Genomic DNA, 26,153 nt, shown 5'->3' with positions numbered 1-26,153 from the left:
CTTATTGATTTTTGCGGCTCTGTCTTATTTTCAGTTATGAGTGCCTTCGGCGAGTCGCTTTTTGAAAAAAGCTCCGCAAAAATTTTATGATTATGTCAGATGCCTGGAAAACAATACTTCCGTTATTCTTGTAAGTCATTATTTTCAGGGCAGACAATCAAACTGAAAATACTGCATAGCCATCTTGAATTTTTTAATGCTGATTTTTGATTTTAGAAGTATGAATATTGATTATTAATGCCAACCGCAAAAATCACCAATCAAGAATCTAAAAACAACCATCTTTATATTATTACAGATTCATTCCATCAGCTGAGTTCAATTATCTTCTTTTTTATGCTTTCAAGTCTTTTTTCAAGATTCATATCAACAGTTCCTGCCGCACATTCTATCTGGCATCCGCCTTTTTTGACTCCTGGATCAGCAATCACGGTCACCTGCTTGAGAGAAGAAATTTCCCTGAAAAAATCATCTTTGACATGCTCTATGAATTCGTAATCTTCGGTATTGATTCTGACCGTAACGTCCTCTGGCTCGGGAATAAGCGAAAAGGCTTCCATTACAGCACGCTTGACTATCAGATGATCTATGGAAAGAAGACCATACACAATTTTTTCAACTGCACGGCATATAAGACTTATTATGAATGCCTCATTCTTTTTAATAAGAACGGAATATGCCGAATTCATATCAGATAAGAGGGATTCTATACTTTCAGCCTGGCTGGCTGCTATTTTCAAACCATTGTCATGACCTGTTGCCTCACCCTTTGCAAAGCCGTCTTTTTCCCCCTTGCTGAATCCGTCTTTTTCTCCTTTGGAAAACCCGTCCGCATAGCCCTGATCAAAGCCTTCTTTTCTGGCCACTTCCCTTATAGCGTTCAGCTCTTCTTCGGAAATCCTCGGTATTTCAGGTTCCTCAACATGATCGGATACATTTTCAGCAGGATCTTCTTCAAAGAGATCTTCGGTCATTTCCGTAACCTTTACGGAATCACCATCTTTAGAAACAAAAGGAACAAAGGAATCGACCTGTTTTTTCTTCTTCTTGCCCTCTTGGCTGAAAAGGGCGCTGAAATCCGATTCCTCCCTTTGGGGAGAGGATATATCCTCGAAATGATCGGAAGCATCTACTGACATGGGCTTCCAATCATCATCAGGCCTGTTTTTATTATCAGACGAAGACATCGCCCTTTCCTTTGCCTCCAAGTGTGATGGTACCTTCTGACTCAAGCTCCTTGGCCGCTCTTACAACTTCAGACTGAGCGCCTTCAACATCTGAAAGCTTTACAGGCCCCATAATCTCAAGGTCTTCCATGAGCATTTCAGCCGCGCGTGCAGAGAGGTTTCCAAGAATCTTTTTCTTCATTTCATCACTTGCCGTCTTTAACGCAATGGTAAGCTGGCTGCCTTCAACTTTCTTCAGAATCTCGCGCATAGCCTTGTCATCTACATTGAGCAGATCTTCAAATACGAACATCATGCCTTTAATGTCTTCAGCCATATCCGGATTTTCTTCTTCTATGGTTTCCATGACAAGCTCTTCGGTTTCCTTATTAACTCCGTTCAATATATCAACAAGAACCTGAAGACCGCCGCCTTTACTTCCCTTGCCTGCCACACCGCTGAATTCAGCCCTCAAAGCGTCATCCACATCTCTTATTATGTCCTCAGGAATCTGACCAAGTTTTGCAATACGCAGAGCTATGTCACCCTTTCTTTCATCAGGCAGACCAATCATGACCTCAGCAGATATTTCAGGAGGCAGATGGGCCAGAACCATGGCGACAGTCTGGGGATGCTCCGCGCCCAGATATGATGACATTGTGGATGTATTGACCTTCCAGCTCCAGTCGAACGGGACATCCCTCTTACCTTCCTCCACTTCTTTGATGAAAATGTCAGCCCGCTCCTTTTCCAGCGCCTTGCCAAGAACATTTTTTATGAAGGTGTCTCCCTGAACCATGATCGGCACATCACCTTCGTATTGCTCTATGAATTCTTCCATGACTTTAGCCACCACGGCAGGTTCTATCTTTTCCAGGGTGGCCATGGCAGTGGCGGCCTTTCTGATCTCACGATCAGACATTCGCTTGAAAACATTGGCGGCATAATCCTCTCCCATCGCAATCAAAAAGATTGCCGCCTTCTGTTGACCTGTAAGTCCGCCTTTTTCTTCATCTGTCATGATTGCGCCGCCTCGTTTAGCCAGCCCCTGATTATGCTGGCTGTTCTGTCATGATCCCTGAGAGCCAGTTCATAAGCCCTTTCCTTGGCCTCAATTTCCTCGGGCTTGGGCAGATGAATGGTGTCTTCCTCAATTTCTGATATAAGTCTTGTCTCTTCCTCACCAGGAGGAAGCGCCGGCTCCTGAACCACAGTCTTGACTTCTTTGATGGTCTTTGCCACCGGTCGTACAATGAATATGAATATTGCCAGTATAAGAAGGATATTTGCAATTATATTTCCATAATCCTTCCTCATTTTTCCTATGTCAAACCTTGTATCAGGAGCAACTTCGTCAACACTTGAGAAAGGAAGGGACTCTACTGAAATCTGGTCGCCTCTGTCTTCGTTGAAACCCATGGATTTTTTCACAATAGCCATGAACTGATCCATTTCCTGCTGGGATCTTGGAACAAACTTCTTTACTATGAAGCCTTTATCATCCTTTGCATCTTCATACTTGCCATCAAGAACAGCAGCAACTGAAAGTCTTGTTACCTGGCCAATGGGCTTAACGGTTTTTCTAAGGGTCTTTGTTATATCATAGTTTACCGTATCATCGGTCTTCTGATTTTTTTCATTATATGGAGTACCACCTGCAACCTGTTCTTCAGGAGGAACTACAGGATTAACGCTTGAAACATCTGCGGGATTCTTGCCCTGCTTGTCCGCAGCCTCCCCGATATTATGCCTGCTTCTTGCAACCTGTCCTTCCGGATCAAAGATTTCTTCCTGCTCGTCTATCTGGGCAAAATTCATCTCTGTAGTAACACGAACAATAGCTTTATTCTTGCCTATAATATGTTCAAGCATTGACTGTATGCTTGCGGAAAGCTCTTCTTCAACCGAGGTTTTGTATTTCTGGCGTTTGGCAACAATATCGCCTCCATCTTCATCTTCCTGCTTATGCTTGAACAAAACCTTACCGGTTGTGTCAACCACAGAAATTCTTTCAGGCGCAAGATCTGAAATCGAACTTGACACAAGATAAACCACTGCATTGACCTTTTCCTTTGGCAGATCTTTTTTAAGCTTAAGCATGATTGATGCTGTCGGAGGTTTTTTATCTTCTATGAAAACAGAATCCTTGGGCATTACAATCATTACCCTGGCGTCTTCAACTTCATCAAATTCTTTTATGGTTCGTGCAAGCTCACCCTGAAGAGCACGCTGATAATTCAGATTCTGCACAAACTCAGTGGCGCCAAAATCAGTCTTGTCAAAAATCTCAAAGCCTGCTCCCCCACCCTTTGGAAGCCCCAGACCAGCCATTCCCAGTCTTGTTTCATAGACTTTCTCCTCAGGTATTTTGATGGTCGAGCCGCCGCCTTCGAGCTGATATGGCACCCGCTGTTCCTTGAGTTTGGTTAAAATCTGGGAAGCATCTTCGGACGAAAGATTGGTATAAAGAGTATTATACTGCACGCGGTTGGCCCATATGAAAAGCGCGGCAAAACCGGCAATCATTATAGCTGTGGCCGCCCCTATGAAAATTTTTCTCGATAGAGGCATATTTCTGTAGATATTAAGAATCTGTTCAAGGATAGGATTCATGGTGCCAACCTAATTTAAAGTTGATGGTCTCGCAAAAAGTCAAAAAAGGCGTCGGCATTATGCCGGACTTGATCCGGTACCCAGTGTTTTCAGCTACTTCTGGATTCCGGCATACGCCGGAATGACGGGAACCGAACTTTTTGCGACCTTGTCAAAGTTTATGCAAGGATATTGATCAGGATCATTTTATTAACGGCCTTAAATTTTAACAGCAAAATCAGAACTGCATACGCATTATCTCGCGGTATGCCTCAACTGTCTTGCCCCTTACCTGGAGCATATACCTGAGCGATACATCCGCTTCCTGAACCGCCATCATGCCTTCATGGATTCCCATTTTTCCCTGTACAACCTGTTCAGAGGCAGTATCTGCAACCACCTGACGATTATTGACATCACTCATGGCACTCTTTAATCTATCCATGAAATTTATTCCTTCGCCCTGGGATGGTGCTGGAGTGCTTTTGTTAAGCTGGTTCATCAGCTGCGGAGCCGAACCGAATATTGGTCTGATTGTATTCATGATAAACCTCCCGGTTATTTGCCTATTTCAAGGGCTTTAAGAATCATACTCTTGCTGTTGTTGAGGGCTGAAACGTTCGCGTCATAAGCTCTTCTTGCCACCATCATGTCAGAAATCTCTGTGATATGATCCACATTAGGCATGGCCACGTAACCTGTTACTGGATCAGAGTCAGGATGGCTCGGATTGTATACAAGCCTGAAATCTTCCTGGGAGCGGACAATCTGCTTCACTTCAACCCCCGTGTGAGCCTTGCCTGCTTCTTCAAGCTTCTTGCCGAAATCATCTTTTACGGGAGTTGATCCGAAGACAACCATTTTTCTCCTGTATGGCCCGCCTTCCGGGGTTCTTGTGGTATCGACATTCGCAATGTTCTCGGAGATGACATTCATTTTAGTGCGCTGGGCAGTAAGGCCCCCAGCGCTTATTCTCATAGAAGTATAAAAATCCATTATCTGCCTCCCTCACTTATAGCGTGCTTCAACAGAGTTATCTTTCTCATCATCATTTCGGCAGTGGTTCTGTAATTGATATTGTTTTCAACAAGACTCTCCATCTCCCTGTCCAGATCGACTGAATCAAGATGATAGATATTGGCCATGTCGAATCTTTCTCCATTCATGTCAGGAGGAGCGGTTTCAGGAGTGATGTGCTTGGGATGTGTCACTGCCATTTCTTTTTTGGGCTCTGCCATCAAAGCCTCAAGAGTGGATTTGAAATCGAGGTCACTTGGCTTGTAACCGATGGTATCTATATTGGCAATATTGGAAGTGATGAGATTATGACGCCTGGACGAAACATTAAGGGCGTTGCCCAGAAAATTGTATGTATTGTCAAATATTTTTAAACCAGACATGGTAAACTCCTTTTCAGTATTGTTCTTCTCATTGATAATACTAAAAAGCAATTTTCATGCCTAACATGAAGCAAGTTAAATATCCGGGATATCCCCAAACTCTTCCCGATACTCATTAAGCTTGTTTCGAAGCGTTCTGACGCTGATCCCAAGCAGCTTGGCAGCGTGGGTTCTGTTGCCCTGGGTCTTTTCAAGCGTATGGAAAATCATCTGTCTTTCAACGTCGCGCAGGGGAGCAGAATAAAAATCTTCGGGTATGGAAAAACTGACTGCCTGCTGGTCACCAGTCTTTACAATCTCTTTGAATTCATCATCTTCATCATCTTCCATCATGAGGTCAACCGGCTTTATAAGCTCGGCTTTTGCAAGAAGAACAGCTCTGTGCATCATGTTTTCAAGCTCACGGACATTTCCGGGAAACTCATATGCACAGATCCTTGAAAGAGCGGCATCCGTCAAACCTTTGACACGGCGACCGTCAATAAGACTATACTTCTGGATAAAAAACTCGGCAAGGAAGGGTATATCCCCGGCTCTTTTCCTGAGTGACGGGATATTCAAAGGAATTGTGCTTAATCTGTAGAAAAGGTCGTCCCTGAAAGAGCCTGAGTCCACAGAAGCCCTTATATCCCGATTTGTGGTTGCAATTATTCTAACATCCACAGGAACCGGCGCAATACCGCCTATCCTGTCAATCTCCCTCTCCTGTATTACCCTGAGAAGCTTTGACTGGAGATGGGGCTGCATTTCAGTTATTTCGTCAAGCAGGATGGTTCCGCCGCTGGCAATTTCAAATTTGCCCGGTTTTCTTGCTGCAGCTCCTGTGAAAGCGCCTTTCTCATAACCAAAAAGCTCGCTTTCAAGAAGCGACTCAGGAAGAGCTGCGCAGTTCACCGCAACAAAGGCCTTTTTTCTTCTGCTGCTTTTGTCATGGATATATCTGGCAAATACTTCTTTACCAGTGCCGCTTTCACCGTTAATAAGCACTGAAGCGGTGCTGTCTGCTACCTGATCAACAAGGGCAATGAGTTTTTCCATTCCCTTGTCTCTGGTTATTATCTCGATTTTTTTAGAAGGTCTCTGCGGCTCTGATCCGTCCAGCTTATCAATTTTCTGTTCAAGAACCAGATCAAGTACAGCCTTTATGCTGTCCCTCTGAACCGGCTTTGCCAGAAAATCCATTGCGCCTGCTTTTATAAGGGCAACAGCTGTTTCAACGGATGGAGTATTTGATGTTATTACGGTTCTTGGGGCTGAATCCATAACTGATATAGCATCGAGAAAGATATGGGTCTGGAGGCCGAGTGTCTCATAGCTTAAAATAACAAGGCAGAAATTCCCGGTTCTGACTTTTTCCAGAGCCTCTGAAACATCAGAAGCAAAAGAAGGATAAGCGCCAATATCTTCCAGATAACGGAGAATCAGGCTTCTTTCTTTATGATTGTCTTCAACTATGAGAATTTCTACTCTGGACATGATGGCATTAAATATCAAAAATCGAAAAAAACATGAATACCCCAAAAAAACATTGAGGAGTGGCGGCCGCTGTAGCTTAAGATCTAAAGTTATTAACAGGAAACTGAAATAAACTCAAATATCTATATTTATATTATCATTTTTATACGCCTGATGAACAATCCGTATGAAAAAACAGCAAAAAGTCGGTTTTTTGTCATACCTGCTCAGGCATCTTTGTATTTTCAGATACTTCTGAATTCCGGTCTGCGCAGGAATGACGGTAATCAGACTTTCTGAGGGCCGATCATCAGTTAATTAGCCTGGGACGCCAGTTTTTTTTCAGGGCTTTTAAGCTTATCGAAAAAAATGAGCTGCTCGAGCCTTTCCTTGGCAAGCTTTGCCCAGAAATCGTTTTCTCCCTCTGAAATGCTTTTGAATATTTCAGACGCCTCTTTTGTCTTGGTCAGACGCTCGTAAGTATCTGCGAGTAAAAAGGAAATTTCTTCAAAATTATCTCCCTCTTTTTTCAGAGCAAGGGCACGCTCAAAAGCTCCTGATGCTGCAAGATAATTTTCTTTTTTTGCCTCGGCCTCTCCCCGCTTTTTTAAAATTTTCAAAAGCAAGTCCCTGTCCGGTGACGCATTATTCGCCCTTAAAAGATCCTCGGCCTTGGCCATAAGAGACGCCACCGCATCGGTATCTTTCCGGCTCTCAAATATTGGGGCCTGATCAAGCAGTATTTCGGCTTTCTGATCCGGTTTTTCACTTTTTGAAAAAGCTTCCCTGTATGTGTTCAGGGCATCGTCCTGCTTACCTTCCGAGATCTGAATGCGGGCAAGTCTTTTCAGAGCATCCACAGACGAAAGAGAATCAGATGAAGAAGCGGACACGAACATATGCTTTGCTTCCGCAGCCCGGCCTGTCTCGTCCATGCTCAGTGCAAGATCATAGTCAAACCCCGGAGGTTTGGCCTTGTTCGCGTAAGCAGGAGCGGATGCGGCCAGATATTCGTAGGCAGGCTCATAAAGCCCGAGATTCAGATATGATTTTCCTACAAGGTATTGAATCTTTGGATTCATATAGGGTTCAATTTTTTTTTTCTTTGCCTCAAAATTCTTAACTGCTTCAAAGGCCTTGCCTTCGGATACTTTTGAGGAAAAATACTTTTCAGTTGCCAGCTGCAAAAATGCATCAGCTTCTTTTTTTGTTGCGCCGGGATTTTCAGATAATAGCTGGAAAAGAAGCTCCATACTGCTTTCAAAATCGCCTGTGTCAAACTTTGCCTTTGCAAGTTTGAGCATGGAAAGCTTTGCAAGGGGATTATCAGGGAAACCATCAATAACCTCCTGGTAGATCCCCTCTTTTTCCTCCTGATTATCCACAAGGCCCGCAAGTCTCACAGAACTTACGGCGAAACCGTCAGTACCCGAATATTTTGACCTGACCAGTTCGTAAATCTTTTTTGCCTTTTCAAGCTGGCCTTCTTCAACGTAGCTGTCGGCAATTCTTGAAAATAGAATATCTGGCTCTTCAATTTCAGGAAAAAGATTATAAGCCATTGAAAGATATTCTATGGCCTTTTTGTAATTACCTATGTGGTAGGCGGAACTTCCAAGATAGTATAACAATTCAGGAGAATCATAAACAGCATCCTTATTTTTGGAATAATAGACTTCAAAGCGTTTCAGGGCATCCTCATAGTCTCCGCGCTTGAAAAAAATTCTTCCCTGTTGAAAAGCAGCATGTTCAGTGTATGCACTGTCAGGATATTTGGACGAAAGTTCGCTAAGGGCCTTATATGAACTCACCAGATTATCGAGATATATGTTTGATATGGCATATCCGTAGATTGCCTGGGGCTTTGCCCTGAAATCAGGAAACTCCGTGAGTATGTAGTTGAAATACCCTGATGCCGGAGCATAGCCTGTGAGCGAAAGCTCGAGTTCCCCAAGATAAAGGGCAGAATAAGGAATATATGGAGAATCAGGATACTCGACCATCATCTCCTGGAACATTCTCCTGCTAACTGCGGGATCATCCTTGCCTTTTGATCTGTAAAAAACGTAAGCACTGAGAAAACTTGCTGCATCCGCGCACTTGCCGCTGTTTTGGGCGTCTGTCAAAAATTCGTCGAGAATTTCGGCTGCACTGTCCCAGTTTTCATTCGACAAGGCACCGAAAGCTGATGATAATCCGCCGGCGGAAAAGCAGGGCATTTCTTTAATATTTGAAATAAACTCCGCATCTTCACTTGAAATTGTTGACCCTGCCGACTCAACTGTCTTTTCAGGTTGCTTGGGGGCTTCAGCCTTTTTTGTTATAACGGAAACCTGAAGATTTTTTCCATCCTGATCCCATTTGCTGTCAAAGGAATCTATTCTGTCATGGGTTTTTAAAAATATAGCTCCGGCCCCGCCAGGCAAAATCTCATATCTCAATCCGGCAAATTTTTGTTTTCCAGCGCCTATCTTAAAATCATCGCCTGATGCCTTCATCCTGAAAGCTATCATGAGCTCAGTTCCGTCCACCCTCGCTATCCTGATTTCCGGCTTCTTACCCATGAATTCGATATTTATGCCAAGGGAATCTCCGGCAGGGGCAGCCTCGGCAGAAGCAGCCGCCTTTTTCTCCGCAGCATAAGTATCTGTGAAAACGACTGACATAAATAATATCAGAAGAATGCACATCGCTGCTTTTAAGATTTTATAATTTCCGGAGTTCATATTCTTTCCACAATAATAGATTTAGCCATTTTTACACGGACGTTATTTAAGTCCGTCCGCACTTGTAAGCAAATACTGCAAATAAAATGCCATATCTATTATTAAAATAAAACGGGTATGAATAAAGATAAGTGGATGCCAATAAAAAAGTACGGAATAAAGAGACAGAAAAAATTGGGGGATCATTGCCAAGTAATATCCATGAGGCTTTTTGTGCTTATAATTACAGGCTCTATTAAAAAAATCAGAAAGATTATTGTTGCGGTTTTTACAAAACAACCTGCGCTTTATGGGATCAAAATCAAGATCAAATAGTCATTAAAACAGTTTTCGGGGATGCATGTGGCATTATTTTGACAGAGGGCTGTTATTTATCTATTTCAAAAACATCCGAAGCTTTTGATTCTATCTCAAGCTTTTTGATCTTTTCAACAAGGGTCGTACGGTTTATTTTAAGAAGTTCTGCCGCCTTTGCCTTTACCCATCCCGTCTTTTTCAGGGCTTTCAGGATAAGGTGGCGCTGGAAATTATCAACCGCGTCGTTGAACCCGATGTTCTCATCGTACTGAAACCCATCCGGGAAGCCTTTGCTTACAGAATTTTCTGCCTGCACATTGATATTTTCAGGTAAATCCTCAACATCAATGATTTCACCGTCCACCATCACAGAAAGACGCTCCATGAGGTTCTCAAGTTCACGCACATTGCCTGGCCAGGCATAAGCCTCCAGAAAAGCCCCTGCCTTGTCTGATATTTTTTTGACAGGCTCTTCCATTCGTTCTGAAAAACGTTCTAAAAAATAAGAGCACAGAACTGGAATATCTCCGGTTCTTTCACGCAGAGGAGGAATATGGAGAGGTATTACATTTAGCCGGTAGAAAAGGTCATCCCTGAAAGAGCCTTCTTCCACGGCCTTTTTGAGATTTTTATTTGTGGCAGAAATAATTCTGATGTCAACACTTATGGGCTTTTCGCCGCCTACACGCTCAAAGGTCTGCTCCTGGATTGCCCTGAGAAGCTTGACCTGGAGCATTGGATTCATGTCCCCTATTTCATCAAGGAATATGGTTCCGGCTGCGGCCATCTCGAATCTGCCCATTCTTGCCTTATGGGCTCCGGTGAAAGAACCTTTCTCATGACCAAAAAGCTCGCTTTCAAGAAGTTCGGAAGGAATTGCGCCGCAATTGATGGTGATCATAGGCCCGGCGCTTCTTTTGCTTAGGCAATGTATGGCCCTTGCGATCAACTCTTTTCCAGTGCCGCTTTCGCCCGTAATGAGGACAGTGCTGTCCGAGGCCGCCACCTTGGTGATCTTTTTCAAAACAGCCTGAACTTCAGGACTTTTCCCAACGAAACCGATCATTTCAGAAAGATCTTCCTGGACAGGTGTTTTTTTTAAGGAGTTGGACACTGGCATTTAAGAAAGATATATACCTAATAATAAAACAAATTATCCGCACTTTGCAAATCAGGCTCCGGACAGAAAAGTTCCGGTTTTATGCCGTGAAATACTCTTTTCTGTCCGAAAAACCCGGTAAAAACTTAGCCAAGGATCTTCTGGAGCTTTTCTGCTATTGCCTCTGCGGTGAAAGGCTTAACAACATAATTAGAAACGCCTGCCTGAACAGCTTCGATAACATTCTGTTTCTGGGCCTCGGCAGTAACCATAAGGAAGGGAATATCCTTGAATTCAGGTGTGCTTCTGATTGTCTTGAGAAGCTCAAGACCTGTCATCTTAGGCATATTCCAGTCCGAGATTATCAGGTCGTAATGGGATTTTTTAAGCTCTTCAAGAGCTGTTGTCCCGTCGTCTGCCTCGGTTATATTGTTAAAGCCAAGCTGCTTGAGAATATTTTTTAAAATTCTGCGCATGGTTGCAAAATCGTCCACGCATAAAATTTTGATGGATGTATCCATGATACCTTCCTCCTGTCATGCGAACAATAAACGGTTTCAGATTGGGAATCTAATAAAACAAATCCCGTTTTATCTCAAATCTATTTTTCAAGACAGACTTCTATTGTGAATTTCCCGCCATCCGTTGTGAAAGGGATAGCTATCTTTGGACCGTCTGTATAATGGGTAATTGAGTGAGACCTGCCGCTGACCACAGAAGGAATGGCCGCCTCAAATACCATTCCAAGGCCTTCGAGTTCACGCCTGGCCTGGCCTGAAATCATATTTGTAAGCTCTCCAACCGCATCGGCAACCTCGCTGTTCAAAGTGGTCATTTCCTCTCCGAACATATTGGATACAATTTTGAGGATGCAGCCTTCTTCAAAGGTGACCGCGATGGTTCCGTTGGTTTCACCTGTGATGCCTATCACGCCTGTGACATCGCCCTTGGCCACGTCATCCTTCTTGAGATAGGGCTTACCTGGAACCGATTTTATGAAAGCCATGGTTTCCAGAACATTAGTTGTAGCATTTATAAATGGATTAATAAGTTTTGCATCCATGAGTTACCCCATTTCCAATATTTCCTCCGACATTAGCGGAGTTATGTTAGTCAGAAAATATCTGATTCAGGAGCGTTATAGCGGACAACATTTTTAAGGTGCATGAAAGTCTCAAGGTCCATAGCGTCAAAATGAACGCCAACCCCTGAATCCTCAATTCTGACAACCTTACCCTTCATCTCAAGAACAATGGGCACTTCAGTTCCTGTCAGTTCTATCTTAATGTCACACTCGGCTCCCTGCTCCATTTTCTCAGGAGTTCTTACAAAAATACCATTAAGACTTATATCACGTATGTCTCCCACAGCGGAGATAATCTTACTGCCGGAATCTATGGTGAGACTAACTCCTGTATCAAATCTAACTCTTACACCTTTCCGTCTGTCTGAGCCATCAGAAGTTGTCATTTTTCACCTGCCGTTACTTGGTTATAATTTCAGACCAAAAAGGACTAGTCGTTGTCCCACATACTTTTGTTTTCTCTTATTCTTTTCCTGTTTTCTGAAAAAGTAAGGGCTATGATATTTTCTTTTTCAGCCTCAGTAAGATCTTTGAATTTCATGCCTATTTCAAATCTGTTATTAAGGTAAGGTGAAACCCTGACAACTTCGGCGCACGTTTTCAAAACCCTCAGAGGATGACCTGAAAATCTTATGGTCACTTCAAAATTATCGCCGAATCGGACCTCTTCATCCATCAGAATGCAAAGCCCTGTGCCACTTATGTCAAGAGCCTCGCACCTTTTCTGGGCAAGATTCTTGTTGTCCTCAAGTATTGAAAGAATATGGTCAAGCTTTTCATCAAGACTTAAAAGCATTCCTATCACACTGTCCGGAGTTCCCGGAACAGATTCTTTTTTTGGTGAAGAAGGGGGCAGCAGAGGCTCCATACCGGTAAAAAATCCTGAAAAACCGTCGGCATAATGCCTGGAAACAGGTTTTACTGTCACCTGGGCAGTGAGAAATGTTCTGACGTTTTCTCTTTTTTCCTTGAATTTATTTACCATTGTTTGTCTTTAAGCAAGCCCTTGAGGTTCAAGTCGAAAATAGAGGCATTTAACAAGACTTTCAGAAAACGGCCCTTTTGGAGAATTCAGGCGCTGTATCTAAACTTATAACATCTGAATCATATACTGTAAACACAAGAAAATACGCAGAAATGGAAACAAAAACTTGTGGCGGTGCTGTCAGTCATTTTTAATCAGTCCGTTTTAATCTGGCCTTTTTCAAGCATGGAAATAAAGAGGCCCACTATCCCTGGATCAAACTGGGTTCCTGATCCTTTTTTAAGAATATTCATTATTTCATTGTCTGAAAGCCTGTTTCTGTAAGCTCTGTTTGAAGCCATGGCATCGTATGAGTCTGCCACGGAAATAATTCTTGCCAGAAATGGTATTTCCTCGCGTTTCAGGCCTTCAGGATATCCAGTGCCATCGTATTTTTCGTGGTGGTACCTGATTATTTCCATCTCCCTGTTCCAGAAACCCAGCTTACCAACAATATTGGCTCCTATTCCAGGATGCTGTTTTATGATCTCATACTCTTCATCTGTCAGTTTTCCGGGCTTGAGCAAAATCTCATCCCTTATTCCAATCTTGCCTATATCATGAAGCTGGCCGACAACATTGAGTATTTCCAGCTCTTCAAGAGTACATCCTATTTCCTTGCCTATCATTATTGACAGCTCGGCAACCCGCTTGGAATGCATCTGGGTATAGGTATCCTTTGCTTCTATGGCCGAAACAAAAGCATAGAGCGTGGAAAAAAGATTTTCATAAATATTTTCGTAGAGTGCAAGATTTTCTATGCTGTACGCAGCCTTGTTGGCTATGAAGGAAAGATAATAAAGTTCCTTGAAATTAAATGCTTCGGTTGACTTGCCGACCGAAAGTGTCAGCACCCCGAATATTTTTTCCCTTATCTTAAGAGGAACCAGCATGAATGATCCATACTCGGAAGATATGGGTTTTGCCTGATCAAGCTCAGGAATGAGAAGAGGGATTCCGTCATTCAAAACATCAAGAACAAGTTGTTCCTCAGCTTCCTGCAGAGATTCATTCCCTTTTCCCTGGACCGTCGACGACGCCACAAGGCAGGGCGCGTGCATTTCTTCATTGACTATATAGAATTTGGCTTCGGAATTCTTTTTCAGAAATACGGCCATATCAACTATACGCCTGAAAATATCCCTGCTTGAGCTCGGCTGCGCAAATTCAGACATTATCTGGTTCAATATATTAAGCTCGTCAATCTTGACGACAAGCTCCTTGTTCAGCTGCTCAATCTTGCTTTTGCTTTCAAGTTCTTCCTTGAGAAGGACATTCTCAATGAAAAGCTCTCTTTCCCTCAAAACCCTCTTCAGGCAAAGCTCCATCTGGCTAAGATTGACAGGCTTGATCAAAAAATCAACTACGCCGTTTCTAAGGGTTCTTATTGTATTATCAAGCGAAGGATAGCCTGTCATTATAACGACAGGGATTGTGTTGTCCGTCGCTCTGAGGCGCTCTGCCAGTTCAAGCCCTGTCATTTCGGGCATATTGATGTCAGTAAAACAGCAGTCTATATGATGCCCGACAATAACTTTTAATGCCTCAACGCCATTCGGGGCAGTAAGAACATGGTATCCTTTGTGCGTGAAGTATTCAGCAACAATCTCAAGGATACTTTCTTCATCATCAACAAAAAGAACTGTCTTTTTTTGTTCAGAGAATGAATCTAAAATATTATTAGTGGAATTGTCTCTGCTTGATGCGGTTAGAACCGGCATTTTCCTAAACCTTATGATACAGTGACTTTATAAAATCTTATATTTAAATGCCATTTTTTTGCCAAAAGCGCTTTGGATAAGCGCTGTATGGCATTTATACAGACTGGCTACCTATGACAGTGATAGAATTGCTTAATATACCAACAGATGAAATAAATACTATCAAATATTTAAGCACAATTAAAAATAATGACATAAAAAACCCATGATGGCATTGAGTCCATGAAGGCTCTGACAAGCTGAGCAGAGTCGCGGCGGTTTTATCCCATGACCAAATCATGGATAAAATTTGTAAGGTCAAGACTCTATCTGACCGGGATTTAAGAATGAAAAGGTCGCAAAAAGTTTGATTTCGGTCATTCCGGCGCAGGCCGGAATTCAGAAATATTTGAAAATACAAAAATGCCTGATCAAGTCCGGCATGACGCCGATGCCTTTTTCTGACTTTTTGCGAGACCATCAAGAATGACAAAATCACATTGTTTTTTTGATGCGTAAATTAAGGAAGCTTTTGAATGAACGACCAAGCAAGTACTCTGGAAATATTAATTAAAAACAATCTGAAGCTGCGTCTGCTTCCCCCAGGCCTTTTTGTCATACTCAAACAAAATCTTACAATCCAGAACCCTAAATGGCTCGAAAATCAAAGACTTGGCAGATGGAACGGAACAACTCCCGAATCCCTGAAATTTTTTGAAGAAACCGCAGCCGGGGAAATCATAATTCCAAGGGGATACGCAAGACAGCTGATTGAAATATGCAGAAGGCATTCCATTCCGTTTGCCCTGAATGATCAAAGAAGATCCCTGGTTCCCATAGATATTCCGTTTACAGGAAAACTGCGCGAGTTCCAGGAGTTTGCTTGTTCTGAAGTAATGAAAAAGGACTTTGGAACACTCAACGCCCCAACGGGCGCTGGAAAGACCGTCATGGGAATTTTCATTGCGGCCCAAAGAAAACAGCCCTGTCTTATTCTTGTCCACACCAAAGACTTAGCGCTTCAATGGATCGAAAGAATAGAAAGCTTCACAGGCATAAAAACCGAAGAAATCGGATTCATCGGCGGAGGAGAAAAAAAAATTGGCAGGGAATTCACAGTCGGAACAGTCCAGAGTGTTTATAAATGCGCGGCTGAAATAGCTCCTTTCTTCGGACATATAATCGTGGATGAATGCCACAGAGCGCCTTCAAGAACCTTCACCGAAGCTGTCAGCGCATTTGACTCAAAATACATGCTCGGTCTTTCTGCGACGCTATACAGGCGCGACCGCCTCACAAAGCTCATATACTGGTTCATAGGCCCCTGCCTTCATCAGGTCAACAAGGCAGGGCTTATAATGCGCGGAGATATTCTTAAGGCAGACATTGTCATAAGGCGGACAGAATTCAAGGCCCACTTCGATCCCGTCACCCATTACACAAAAGTAATGACAGAACTTGTTTCTGATGACGAAAGAAACAGACTCATTGCAGCAGACGTTGCAAAAGAGTCTTCAACAAGAGAAGGCATCTGCATAGTCCTGTCAGACAGAAAAAAACACTGCGAGACCCTCTGTGCCATGCTGAAATTCGGCCATAATATCGAAGCCGTCATGCTCACCGGAGACATGAGTTCAGCCCAGAGAAAGGAAACCATGGACAAGATCTCATCAGGCGAATCCAGGATTATTGTGGCAACAGGCCAGCTTGTCGGTGAAGGCTTTGATTTAAAAGAGTTATCGACTCTTTTTCTTGCCACGCCCGTCAGGTTCAGCGGAAGGCTTCTTCAGTATCTCGGAAGGGTTCTGCGCCCCGCACCTGGTAAAGAAAAAGCCAGGGTATTTGATTATGTGGATGTAAATGTGGATGTCCTTGTTTCAGGAGCAATGGCAAGGCAGAGAATCTACAGCGGAGAACAGCCTGAGGACGACAGATGATTTTTGCCTGTATGGTCAATTTAGCTAAAAAGGCCGATTCGTAGTGCGCTCAAGCACTAAGGTTTGTGCTCCAGATTCGTGTGCCTCGAGCGGGTCGCTTTTTGGAAAAAGCTCCGTAAAAAAACTTTTGAGTTTATGAATAAAATTTGGCATTAATATAAAAATATTGAATATTTTATGGCAATATGGCATTAATTCCGAATGATAGATGAAATTAGCCAGAAAATACTTCATATTCTTCAGGAGAAGGCAAGAATCCCCAATGTCGAGGTGGCCAGACAGGTGGGGCTTACGCCGTCCGCTGTTCTTGAACGCATAAGAAAGCTGGAAAAATCAGGAATAATCGACGGATATGAAGTAAAGCTGAACCCTCGCATGTTTGACAGGAATTTTCTGTCCTTTGCCTGGGTTTATCCGGAAAAAACAGACGAAGGTAAAGTTGCCGAAACCCTTGCCCTGATTCCTGAAATCCAGGAAGTTCACTTTATCAGCGGCGAGGACTGCTATTTCATAAAAATCAGGACATCAGGGCCAGAAGCCCTCAAACGAATATTGCAGGACAGAATCAGAAAAATCGAAGGCGTCATGGCGACAAAGACCCACACAGTCCTTGATACGTTCAAGGAGACGTCAAAAATCCCGATTGATTCCATGCCTGACATGAAAACAGACACAGACCAGGAGTAATCTGCCATGCCAATGTCAAAGGATTATAAGAGTCGTCTTTTCCCGTCTGCCGAAAAAATCGCGCAGCACTACGGAACTCCTTTTCATATTTACGATGAAAAAGGCATCAGGGAAACAACATCAAAGCTCAAAAAGGCTTTTGCAGGAATAAAAGGCTTCAAGGAATTCTACGCTGTAAAGGCTCTTCCAAATCCGTCCATACTGAAAATCATGCATGAAGAAGGTTTTGGAATGGATTGCAGCTCAATTGCGGAACTTGCCCTAAGCAGAAAAATCGGATCCGGCCCTTCAGATATCATGTTCACATCGAACAATACCTCGCCGGAAGATTTCGAAGCGGCACTTTCAAACGGAGGATGCATCCTCAATCTCGATGACATCACCCTTGTGGAAAAAACCCCGAAAATGCCTGAACTGATCTGCTTCAGGTACAATCCAGGCGAAAGAAGAACAGGCAATTCCATCATTGGTAACCCGATTGAGGCCAAATACGGAGTTGCACATCATCAGATTATAGATGCATACAAATTGGCTATGGAAAAAGGAGCAAAGCGCTTCGGAATCCACACCATGCTCGCGTCCAACGAGCGCGACTACACATATATGGTCGAAACTGCCAGAATGCTTCTTAATCTTGTGGAAGAAATCGGATCTGCCTTGGGTATAAAATTCGAATTCACAAACATTGGCGGCGGCCTCGGAATTCCATACAGACCGGAAGACAACGATCTTGACCTTGATTCAATGGGCAAGGAAATCACAGCCCTCTTCAATGAATTCAAGGAAAAGCACGGATACGCTCCCGCCCTTTTCATGGAAAGCGGCAGATACATGACAGGCCCGCACGGAGTTCTTGTTACAAGGGCAATAAACAAAAAGGAAATCTACAGAAGATACGTTGGCGTTGACGCGTGCATGTCATCCCTCATGAGACCAGGCATGTACGGTTCCTATCATCACATAGACGTGCTCGGCAAAGAAGACATGCCAAAAACACTTGTTGCGGACGTTGTAGGATCTCTCTGTGAAAACAACGACAAATTTGCCGTTCAGAGAGAACTTCCGGCCATAGAAGACGGCGATCTTTTGATTATCCAAGACACCGGCGCCCACGGCCATGCAATGTGCTTCAACTACAACGGCAAGCTCAGACCAAAAGAGCTGATGCTGAAACAAGACGGAAGCGTTGATATGATCAGAAGGGAAGAAACCCTGGATGATCTGTTCGCCACCCTAAATTTCACGCCAGACAGACTCGCTCTGTAAAAAAATGCGCCGTCGTATGTCGGGTTAGGGCGTTCGCTTATCTTAACCCGACGTCATGAATTACTGATTTTTGATATCTGATTCAGGATTGATAGGATGGTTATTTTAAAAATCATTCATCAAAAAAAAGAATTGCTTCAAAAAAACCCTCCATTCCTTTTTGGGAATGGAGGGTTTAATTTTAGTTAAAAACTTTAAAACTTATATTGCGCCAGTCATCTTAAGGGCGTTAATAACAACCTTCTGCATGAATTTTTCCTTGCCGTTGGCAGGTTTTTCAAGCTTCATGCGCTCAAGATATTTCTGGGCGTTTGCTGGAGCCGGAGAGAACCATGAAGAAGCAATGTCCTTCATTACTCCAAATTTGCTTTCTTCAGCTTTTGCCTTGAAGGTTCTGAGTGCTTTTCCAAGGGCAATTTCATCAGGCATGAAATCTGTTCCGAATGGGAACGCAGGGAAAAGACCTTTTTCCCTTGCCGGAGCAAGAATTTTTTCAAGCTTTTCAGGTGTGTTGTTCCTGAACTGTTCAGGAATCATATAGGATGCCGGAACCTTGCCAGCCTTTTTGGCCTGAGCAAGAAGGTTTTCCTGAAATCTTGAGTCAGCTACATTTATGAGAAGAGTTGCAATATCCTTGTCACGTTTTCCGCGGATATCAGCGAGCCCGTATTCAGTTATGATTATGTCACGGAGATGGCGTGGAACGGTTGTATGTCCATAGTTGAAGACAACATTTGAAACAACGTCTTTGCCTTCACCTCTTGTACTGCGAATCATGAGCGCCCCGCGTCCATCTGCAAGCGCCTGTGCCATTGAAACGAAATTGTACTGACCACCAACACCGCTGACAACCTTACCGCTCTCAAGCATATCTGAAACAACCGCACCTGAGAGTGTCACCATAAGACCAGCATTGATAAAACGGCCATTCTTTCTGTGAAGAACTTTAAGATCTTCGCCAATATACTTATTGTTTGCATAAAGCTGATTAACATTAAGTACGCTGGTCATATTGATCTGCATGCGCTCTTCTTCAGACATCGCATTGACAGTGTCGTAGAAGTCTTGAGGCCCGACATAGAAACCCGCATGTATCCAGTAACCTTTCTTCAGTTTTGTGCCCATGCAGTTGGCCGCGACAGCCTTAAGATTGTCTGTATCATGGAAATCAGCAGAATAACGTTTATCACCGTCAATGATAGATCCGTCTTCGTATTTGAGGCCGTCTTTAAGAATTCCGAACTCAAGAAGCAGATCAAAATCTTTTTTCTGCATTCTTCTGTGGATGGATTCATTCTTGATGAGTGCAACAAGAGCATTTGGGGTTACGACTCCGTCCTTAACGACTCCATCATGAACAAGACGCTGTATATGAATATTGTCATAGCAGCGGCGTTTCATTATGTCGTTCTTGTAAAGCTGAAGGAAGCCGTCAACGAACATTTCAGTAGAGCCGTAAAGTCCCTTGTCAAAAACGTCCAGACCACCCCATTCTTCAATCAGTTCCTTAGAGGAATCAAGAAGACCAGATCTTTCAACAACGCCCCTGTAATCAGCGTTATTCTTATGTCTTGCAATAAGGGCATAAGCAACGGCATCGCCCAGTGAGCCTATACCCACCTGGAGTGTTCCGTCATCTTTAAGAAGTGTGCTTGCATTTACACCGATCATATAATCGACAGTGCTGACAGCTTCCCTTGGAACATTGAAAAGGCGGGTTTCTATTTCAGCGTTATCAAGAACAGCATCACAGAGTGATGGCTCACCAACAGCATCTCCATACATAAACGGAAGCTTTGTATTGATTTCACCAAGAACAAGGGTAGGTTTGCCGTCTTTTTCCTGTCTTTCCCTCATCAGGTCGATGGCGTCCATGGCTGTGTCACCGTTACAGCCCATGCTGAACATGACCTTACCATCTATTTCTTTTCTGCCAAGAAGTGCTCCAGCCACGTTCATGCCGTTATTAACAACATCCCTTGCTGCATGAGTATAGTTAGTACTGATGTAGTTCTGCTGCATGTGGTCATTATTCATGAAAGCGCCGGCTTTGTAGAAAAACTCGCTGATTTCAACATTCGGAGGCAGGGTCTTGGTTCTGGCGGCAGCGGCATATTCAAGCTCTACATAACCTTTCCACAGTCTTTCCCTGATTGGCTCAAGCATGCGGCGCTCAAGATCACTTGACCATACAGGCGGTTCAAGAGAAAGGGCTGTTATTATTCTAAGCTTGATGCTTGGATCTTCCTTTGCTCTTCTGAATAGAGCATTCATTATATTATTAGGTTTTCCAAGGCCAAGCTGGGTTCCAAAGGTTATTTCCTTTCCAACAGTTGCAATAATATGATCCACGAGCTTGTCAGGATCTTTAAAATATACCGGCTCCTTGCCTGCTGTCATGTCTCCCCCTGTTATTATTGATCAAAAGTCAGTTATTTTTCTTTTCAAATTTCGGTCTTAATTAGTATATGATTCGAAATAAGAAATCCAGCACTTCCATAAAATAAACATTGTTTATTATTATATATTTCGATAATTAGAATTTTTTTCTATAAATAAACGGGTAAAAAATGTCAACTCAATGATTTTTTTGATAAAAATGCCTTTTTGATGAATCCTGGCCGCAGGGCTGCCTGTTCAGCAAAAAAGGTGCAGCAGGGTTTCAGATTCAAAATGTAAAAGCATGGGTAGTCAAAACCTGTTTTACGAGATCAGGATATCGGTCAAACAGCTGTTTTATTTATTTATCAGAGCATACTCATATAAGTTTTAATTATAAAACGACTAAAAGAGCGACAAGGCAGCCCTGCCATAAATCAGGGCGTATTTTTTATTATGTGCTATTTAAAAGGAAGGATTTTATTTACAAGGTCTCGTCAAAAATTTTCTACTTCTATAAAGCATAGAACAGCATAACAACCAAGTAAAAAAAAGCCGCAGACCTTTAAAGAAGGTCTGCGGCCATCATTTTCTCTTTTTTAAGGATTATTCAGCCATAGGGATTGGCTTCAGGGTCATCCCCGGAACCACGGTCAGTCCTCCCGGAATTTCCGCTTCCGAATAATTGTTTTCGCTTCTTTCAATTTTTATCTTTCCCTTTATGTCACCAGGAATTCTGTATCTGAAACCATCTTTGCCTTCAAATATCTGGCCAAGCGAAAATACATCCATCTCGTCCCCTGGTTTTACAAGAACTTCTTTGCCAGATGAAATCCTGGCCCTGTTTCCATTAACACTGACAATAAAAGCTTTCCATGATACTTTTGAAAGAGCATCGAGCGCTTTTTCTGAGATAGTTAAAGAAGCCTGATTAAAAAGCTCTGATACAGAGGCTTCGGAAATTTTTTCAGGGAATTTTGAATACTCGTCAAATTCTTCTTTAGTTATTTTAACCTTTTCTTCAATGTAAAAATCACAAAGTTTTGAGGATGTTTCTGTGTCATAAACTGAAAATGAAAAAAAGGCCTTGAGAAACCATCTCGTCTTGCTCAGATACATTGTCTCTGTGTATTTTTCCTCAACTGACACATCAACAGCAGAATAAACTCCTACGGCCTGAATGCCTGCTTCTTCGGCAATTGAAGAAAGCGTGGAATTATTGATTCTGCCTCCTGGAAGAAGAGGTAATCTTTCAGGCAAGGCCTTATAATCTGATAAATGTGAGTTCACAAGAAACAGGGTTTTTTCAGCCCCAAATACTTTTTTAAGACTATTCCCGAATTTTTCTGAAAAAGCATTCTCCCCTGTTGAGGGAAAAGGCATTACCCATATCTTTTTAAGGGGAGGCTCTATATCCTTGTTTCCCCCGATCATTGTCAAAGATCCATTTTTCATGCATCCAGAAACAAGCATGCAAACGGCAAACACCAACAAAGGATAGAGACGCTTCATCAAACTATGCTCCATTATATTCGGCGGTTACAATGGAGGTAATCCCCCCCCTTGATGTAAAATCGCCAGTTACGCTCATTTTCTTTGGTTTAAGAACTTCGACAAGATCGTCCAGAATCCTGTTCACAATATGCTCATAGAAAATGCCCACATTTCTGTATTGGAGCATATAGAATTTCAGGGACTTCAATTCCACAATATGCATATCCGGGACATATCTTATTGTTATACAGCCCATGTCAGGAAGGCCTGTCATTGGACAGACCGAGGTATGTTCAGGATTTTTTATTATTATGTCTATGTCTCTCTTCTGTCTGTATTTATACTCTATGGGATCAAGAACATCTGTTCTTATGGTGTCCGGAGACAGTATTTCATAGGTAACATTTTTTTCGTGGGCTACTTTCATCAAAACCTCTTAAACTGTTAATTTCAATAACATTATAGCGTTGCCAGCCATATCTGGATACCCCTTTAATTCATAATATCAGAAGGGGATAAACAAAAATCAGACTCTGCCCCTTCCATTATATATGACTCCGCCCGAAGCTGCATACGACTTCAAAACAGCGGCCGCCTTTTCCCTTGCTATATCCAGGGTCACCTGTATGCCTCTTTCTTCAAGAGCTTTTTCCCAATCAGGCAGTTTAGGGCCTTCGTCAAAACCTATTGCACGGGCATCAACGTCTCTTGCTCCGCATACAAGACTGATTACTCCTGACCAGGGAATCGCTCCAAAACACATTGCACATGGTTCTGTACTTGTGACAAGCTCGAATTTACCGTGCAACGCTTCGCTCAAATCAAAACAGCCCATTTTTTTCTGGGCTGAAATTATTGCCACGATTTCAGCGTGAAATACACTGCAGTTATGGGAGGTCACAAGATTAACACCAGCTGCCACAGGCCTCCATGAGTCCATATCAAAGATAACGGCAGCAAACGGGCCGCCTGTTCCCTTTGTCACATTTTCTTCTGCAAGGGCTACGACGAACTCCATTCTTGCCTCGATGGATGAAAAATCACTCTCATAATCAAGCAACCTTTCTTCAATCCAGTAAGGAATGACAAGCTCGATATTCATCAGTAACTGATTCCTCCGGTTCTGGCTATATAAAGCCTCAGCAGGAGAAGAGCTATCACAAGAATATATATTATAAAACTTGGAAGATTCATGTAGTCCGCATACCAGGGCAGACCCGCGAATCTGTTCTTTATTCTTTCCTGCTGATGCCATCTCCCTAAAATAAGAGCTATTCCAAATACAGCTATGCAAGTAATAATAAATTTAATGTTCAAAGAAACCTCCGCGTTACGCCTTTTTTTTCAAAGACAAATTAAACACTTATAAAACGGCGGAAGTTATACTCCAGACCATGAATAGTGTCAAAAACAGTTTTAATTCCGTCCGGCACTCAATACACATCAATGTTAAAACTGATGGACTAGCAAAAACCAAAAAAAGGCAACTACGTCATGCCGGACTTGATACGGCATCTTTATATTTTTAAGGCTCTGTTCCCCTTAAGTGCGGAGAAGGATATATACAATAACTATTTGATATTCAAATCTAAAAGCTGCCTCCGGCGGGTCGCTTTTTGGAAAAAGTTCCGCAAAAACTTTCAGGTAAGGAAACGGTGCATACACAACTTTAGGACATTTGCGTCTGACAATAATGAAAACATAAAGTTTTTGAGGGATTTGGGGAACTTTTTTCAAAAAGTTCCCCAAGATCAAAAGCTACAAAGAGTTTCATTATTTCGGTTTTCAACATCAAAGGGGAACAGAGCCATTTTTAAATACTTCCGGATTCCGGCCTGCGCCGGAATGACTGTAATCTGTTTTTTTGTGGCCTTCTCAAAAACTGGTCACACCCCTTCTTCATAAAACTCGGAAACTTCTCCTATATAATCCGCAAGGAGCTTTTTGCTCACTACAAAAATATGGCCGACATTCTTTTCAATTGTACGGTTCAGACCTGCAGCAGTAGTTGATTTGCTTCCCTTGCCAGAAGACGCTCCCCATGTCTCGCTCGCCACACATGACCCTGGTGGCGAGATAGGGTCTCTGTCACCCCTGTAGTCAAAAATAACAACTCCGGCTTTAGTGAGCATGTCCATATTTACTGGCTTTCCGTCAAAGGCAGGGTCTTTGGAAGGAAGTACATATTTACCTTCAAATATCTGATTGCCGAGAAAAATATTTTCTATCCATTCTCCGTGGGCTTTTGTGGCGAACCTTGTGCCGTGGGAAAGCCAGTAAAGAAAGTCTGCGGAATCCCTTATCGCTCCTTCATACATGGCTCGTTCATAAAAACCTTTTTTGACGTTATACCTGACGCCAGGCTGGATCTCATTCATTCCGAATTCAATCACCTGGGGAGGAATGTTAACATTGTCAAAAAGTCCGTTCATGACCGAGCTGCTGTAATTTTTACGGATCGAGGCCCTCATCATGCCATGACCTGTGGAACCATCATCAAATTTCACAGGGGCCGCCATCAGGGCAACCTTTTTAATGTCCATCCCAAGCCCTTTTGAAAGGCGCTCTTCCGCTCTCCTTGCAAGATATGGAAGAACGAGGGTACCGCCCATGCAGTAACCCATGACGAGGATTTCCTGACCAGGATTTCTTGCCGTTATAATATCCAGATAAGCGTCATGCACTGTCTTGCCATAAAAATCCAGACCAAGATCAGTATGCATTGCCCCTGGATTTCCAGGATCGACAAGATAAATGTCATATCCGCGAACCTGCATGGCCTCGACGACTGACTTGCCCTTTGCCATATCAAAAAGCTCGGGCTTGTTTATCAGGGGGCTTGCCATGTATATGACTTTCCCATTAGACTTTATCGAATCAGGCAGATAATAATGCCTCAACCTGACGCTGCCCATATGGGAGCCTTCGACATATTCATATGGAGTACAGCCGATTTTTCCTCCTGTAAAGTCCTCGCAGTACCTTACGATATCAAAGGCATCTTCTCTGTACAGATTCTCAAACCTTATTTTCCCTTCGGCAAGATAAGCATCAAAATCCATCCCTTTTTTCATGAACGGGACATCTTTCTTCGTGAAAGGCTTCCTTGTAATCATTACAACAAGAGCCTCAAGAAGCTCCCTCAATGCCCTTAAAGGAGACAATCCATATGAATGATATCTGTATTCAAGCCATGCGAACTCAAGCATTTTCTTTTTAAGGAACTCCTGACCTTCCTCCGAAGCACAAAATTCCTCGGCCATTTCATAACTGAAGGAATCTCCATCCATGAAATGAGAACACAGATCCTTTATGGCTCCTGCGTATGAAGTCTCTATCCATATATTTTGCTCGATAAAGGGGTCAGGATCCCTTGAAGATCGTACGGCTCCCTGGGTCTGAAATTTAATTGGATCGATGCAAAACCTAGTGAAAAGGTCATTATAAAAACCTGCGTAAAGGGACATAAGCCCAAGGTCTTCCTTGTGCCTTGAAAGCTCTTCTAATATATCTCTGAACTCAAACATCTGACGAACAATCCCTCCAACGAAAATACTTTTCCAGTGGACAACGGTGTCAAAGTTTTCGGAGTTCTCGGCTGGAGACATGGAAAGTATTTCCATCAATTCATCAGGAAAAATTATCTTTGTTTCTTTTTTCTCAATCTTCACTCAGGCCTCCCTTGGCTAAAGCATTATTTGAGGAGCATATATCAAGTATAATGGACTCGCAAAAAAATCAAAAAATGGCTTTCGCGTCATGCAGGACTTGATCCGGCAACCTGTAATTTCAACCACTTCTGGATTCCGGCCTGCGCCGGAATGACTGTAATCGGACTTTTTCGAGT

The 26,153-nt window shown here is 42.9% G+C and carries 24 protein-coding genes; 4 read left to right on the top strand and 20 right to left on the bottom strand.

The genetic code is table 11. From position 1 onward, the window contains the following. Window positions 1-308: 308 nt before the first annotated feature. The 8 genes from K245_RS0102410 to K245_RS0102375 all read right to left on the bottom strand — a co-directional run bounded on the left by K245_RS0102410 (window position 309) and on the right by K245_RS0102375 (window position 9,339). Window positions 309-1,187 (bottom strand): FliH/SctL family protein, encoded by an 879-nt coding sequence (locus K245_RS0102410; protein WP_027358023.1) that lies wholly within the window; start codon window positions 1,185-1,187, stop codon window positions 309-311. Then, entirely contained in the window at window positions 1,174-2,187 is a 1,014-nt protein-coding gene (gene fliG / locus K245_RS0102405; protein ID WP_027358022.1) for a flagellar motor switch protein FliG, read from the bottom strand. The genes K245_RS0102410 and fliG overlap by 14 nt, the downstream gene beginning before the upstream one ends. Then, window positions 2,184-3,779 (bottom strand): flagellar basal-body MS-ring/collar protein FliF, encoded by a 1,596-nt coding sequence (gene fliF, locus K245_RS0102400; protein WP_027358021.1) that lies wholly within the window; start codon window positions 3,777-3,779, stop codon window positions 2,184-2,186. The genes fliG and fliF overlap by 4 nt, the downstream gene beginning before the upstream one ends. Before the next feature lie 217 nt (window positions 3,780-3,996). Next, window positions 3,997-4,302, bottom strand: a complete 306-nt coding sequence (fliE, locus tag K245_RS0102395; protein WP_027358020.1) for a flagellar hook-basal body complex protein FliE — start codon at window positions 4,300-4,302, stop codon at window positions 3,997-3,999. A 14-nt stretch (window positions 4,303-4,316) separates the two neighbouring features. Continuing rightward, window positions 4,317-4,754, bottom strand: a complete 438-nt coding sequence (gene flgC, locus K245_RS0102390) for a flagellar basal body rod protein FlgC (RefSeq protein ID WP_027358019.1) — start codon at window positions 4,752-4,754, stop codon at window positions 4,317-4,319. Continuing rightward, entirely contained in the window at window positions 4,754-5,158 is a 405-nt protein-coding gene (flgB, locus tag K245_RS0102385; protein WP_027358018.1) for a flagellar basal body rod protein FlgB, read from the bottom strand. The genes flgC and flgB overlap by 1 nt, the downstream gene beginning before the upstream one ends. Window positions 5,159-5,233: 75 nt before the next feature. Then, entirely contained in the window at window positions 5,234-6,634 is a 1,401-nt protein-coding gene (locus tag K245_RS0102380) for a sigma-54-dependent transcriptional regulator (protein WP_027358017.1), read from the bottom strand. A 293-nt stretch (window positions 6,635-6,927) separates the two neighbouring features. Next, a complete protein-coding gene (locus tag K245_RS0102375; protein WP_027358016.1) occupies window positions 6,928-9,339 on the bottom strand; it encodes a tetratricopeptide repeat protein in 2,412 nt (803 codons plus the stop codon). A 135-nt stretch (window positions 9,340-9,474) separates the two neighbouring features. On the opposite strand from K245_RS0102375, the gene K245_RS0102370 reads away from it, so the two are divergent. Continuing rightward, complete coding sequence (locus K245_RS0102370) at window positions 9,475-9,654, top strand: hypothetical protein (protein WP_027358015.1); 180 nt, start codon at window positions 9,475-9,477, stop codon at window positions 9,652-9,654. Window positions 9,655-9,706: 52 nt separating this feature from the next. Here the strand turns inward: K245_RS0102370 and K245_RS22730 are convergent, their stop codons facing one another. From K245_RS22730 to K245_RS0102340, 6 genes are all read right to left on the bottom strand, one after another. Beyond that, the gene (locus tag K245_RS22730) at window positions 9,707-10,702 is read right to left on the bottom strand and encodes a sigma-54 interaction domain-containing protein (protein ID WP_232223787.1); all 996 of its coding nucleotides are present in this window, start codon (window positions 10,700-10,702) and stop codon (window positions 9,707-9,709) included. 179 nt (window positions 10,703-10,881) lie between these two features. After that, on the bottom strand, window positions 10,882-11,256 hold the full coding sequence (locus K245_RS0102360; protein WP_027358014.1) for a chemotaxis response regulator CheY: 375 nt from the start codon (window positions 11,254-11,256) through the stop codon (window positions 10,882-10,884). Window positions 11,257-11,336: 80 nt separating this feature from the next. Then, window positions 11,337-11,798 carry a chemotaxis protein CheX gene (locus tag K245_RS0102355; RefSeq protein WP_027358013.1) on the bottom strand — a complete coding sequence of 154 codons (462 nt, stop codon included), beginning with the start codon at window positions 11,796-11,798 and terminating at the stop codon, window positions 11,337-11,339. A 50-nt stretch (window positions 11,799-11,848) separates the two neighbouring features. Further along, window positions 11,849-12,205 (bottom strand): PilZ domain-containing protein, encoded by a 357-nt coding sequence (locus K245_RS0102350; protein ID WP_027358012.1) that lies wholly within the window; start codon window positions 12,203-12,205, stop codon window positions 11,849-11,851. 44 nt (window positions 12,206-12,249) lie between these two features. Then, the gene (locus tag K245_RS0102345; protein WP_027358011.1) at window positions 12,250-12,804 is read right to left on the bottom strand and encodes a PilZ domain-containing protein; all 555 of its coding nucleotides are present in this window, start codon (window positions 12,802-12,804) and stop codon (window positions 12,250-12,252) included. 194 nt (window positions 12,805-12,998) lie between these two features. Then, entirely contained in the window at window positions 12,999-14,564 is a 1,566-nt protein-coding gene (locus K245_RS0102340) for an HD domain-containing phosphohydrolase (RefSeq protein ID WP_084156097.1), read from the bottom strand. 515 nt (window positions 14,565-15,079) lie between these two features. Here K245_RS0102340 and K245_RS0102335 point away from each other — a divergent pair. The 3 genes from K245_RS0102335 (at window position 15,080) to lysA (ending at window position 18,433) form a co-directional block, all read left to right on the top strand. Continuing rightward, on the top strand, window positions 15,080-16,480 hold the full coding sequence (locus tag K245_RS0102335; RefSeq protein WP_035276347.1) for a DEAD/DEAH box helicase: 1,401 nt from the start codon (window positions 15,080-15,082) through the stop codon (window positions 16,478-16,480). A 201-nt stretch (window positions 16,481-16,681) separates the two neighbouring features. Further along, window positions 16,682-17,167, top strand: a complete 486-nt coding sequence (locus K245_RS0102330) for an Lrp/AsnC family transcriptional regulator (protein ID WP_051283799.1) — start codon at window positions 16,682-16,684, stop codon at window positions 17,165-17,167. A gap of 6 nt (window positions 17,168-17,173) precedes the next feature. Next, window positions 17,174-18,433 carry a diaminopimelate decarboxylase gene (lysA, locus tag K245_RS0102325; protein ID WP_027358007.1) on the top strand — a complete coding sequence of 420 codons (1,260 nt, stop codon included), beginning with the start codon at window positions 17,174-17,176 and terminating at the stop codon, window positions 18,431-18,433. A 201-nt stretch (window positions 18,434-18,634) separates the two neighbouring features. Here lysA and K245_RS0102315 read toward each other — a convergent pair whose 3' ends face one another. The 6 genes from K245_RS0102315 to K245_RS0102285 all read right to left on the bottom strand — a co-directional run bounded on the left by K245_RS0102315 (window position 18,635) and on the right by K245_RS0102285 (window position 25,977). Beyond that, window positions 18,635-20,833 carry an acetyl-CoA hydrolase/transferase C-terminal domain-containing protein gene (locus K245_RS0102315; RefSeq protein WP_027358006.1) on the bottom strand — a complete coding sequence of 733 codons (2,199 nt, stop codon included), beginning with the start codon at window positions 20,831-20,833 and terminating at the stop codon, window positions 18,635-18,637. Window positions 20,834-21,418: 585 nt separating this feature from the next. Continuing rightward, a complete protein-coding gene (locus K245_RS0102310; RefSeq protein ID WP_027358005.1) occupies window positions 21,419-22,324 on the bottom strand; it encodes a hypothetical protein in 906 nt (301 codons plus the stop codon). 4 nt (window positions 22,325-22,328) lie between these two features. After that, window positions 22,329-22,733 carry a preQ(1) synthase gene (queF, locus tag K245_RS0102305; RefSeq protein ID WP_035276346.1) on the bottom strand — a complete coding sequence of 135 codons (405 nt, stop codon included), beginning with the start codon at window positions 22,731-22,733 and terminating at the stop codon, window positions 22,329-22,331. A 99-nt stretch (window positions 22,734-22,832) separates the two neighbouring features. Then, window positions 22,833-23,408: a nucleoside deaminase gene (locus K245_RS0102300; protein WP_027358003.1), complete on the bottom strand. Its 576-nt coding sequence runs from the start codon at window positions 23,406-23,408 to the stop codon at window positions 22,833-22,835. Then, window positions 23,408-23,623, bottom strand: a complete 216-nt coding sequence (locus K245_RS0102295) for a hypothetical protein (RefSeq protein WP_027358002.1) — start codon at window positions 23,621-23,623, stop codon at window positions 23,408-23,410. Before K245_RS0102295 ends, K245_RS0102300 begins: the two co-directional genes overlap by 1 nt. A 569-nt stretch (window positions 23,624-24,192) precedes the next feature. Continuing rightward, window positions 24,193-25,977 (bottom strand): alpha/beta hydrolase, encoded by a 1,785-nt coding sequence (locus K245_RS0102285; RefSeq protein WP_027358000.1) that lies wholly within the window; start codon window positions 25,975-25,977, stop codon window positions 24,193-24,195. Window positions 25,978-26,153 lie beyond the last annotated feature (176 nt).

This window comes from Desulforegula conservatrix Mb1Pa, assembly GCF_000426225.1.
Taxonomy (GTDB): domain Bacteria; phylum Desulfobacterota; class Desulfobacteria; order Desulfobacterales; family Desulforegulaceae; genus Desulforegula; species Desulforegula conservatrix.
This window is presented reverse-complemented; position numbering and strand designations above follow the sequence as displayed.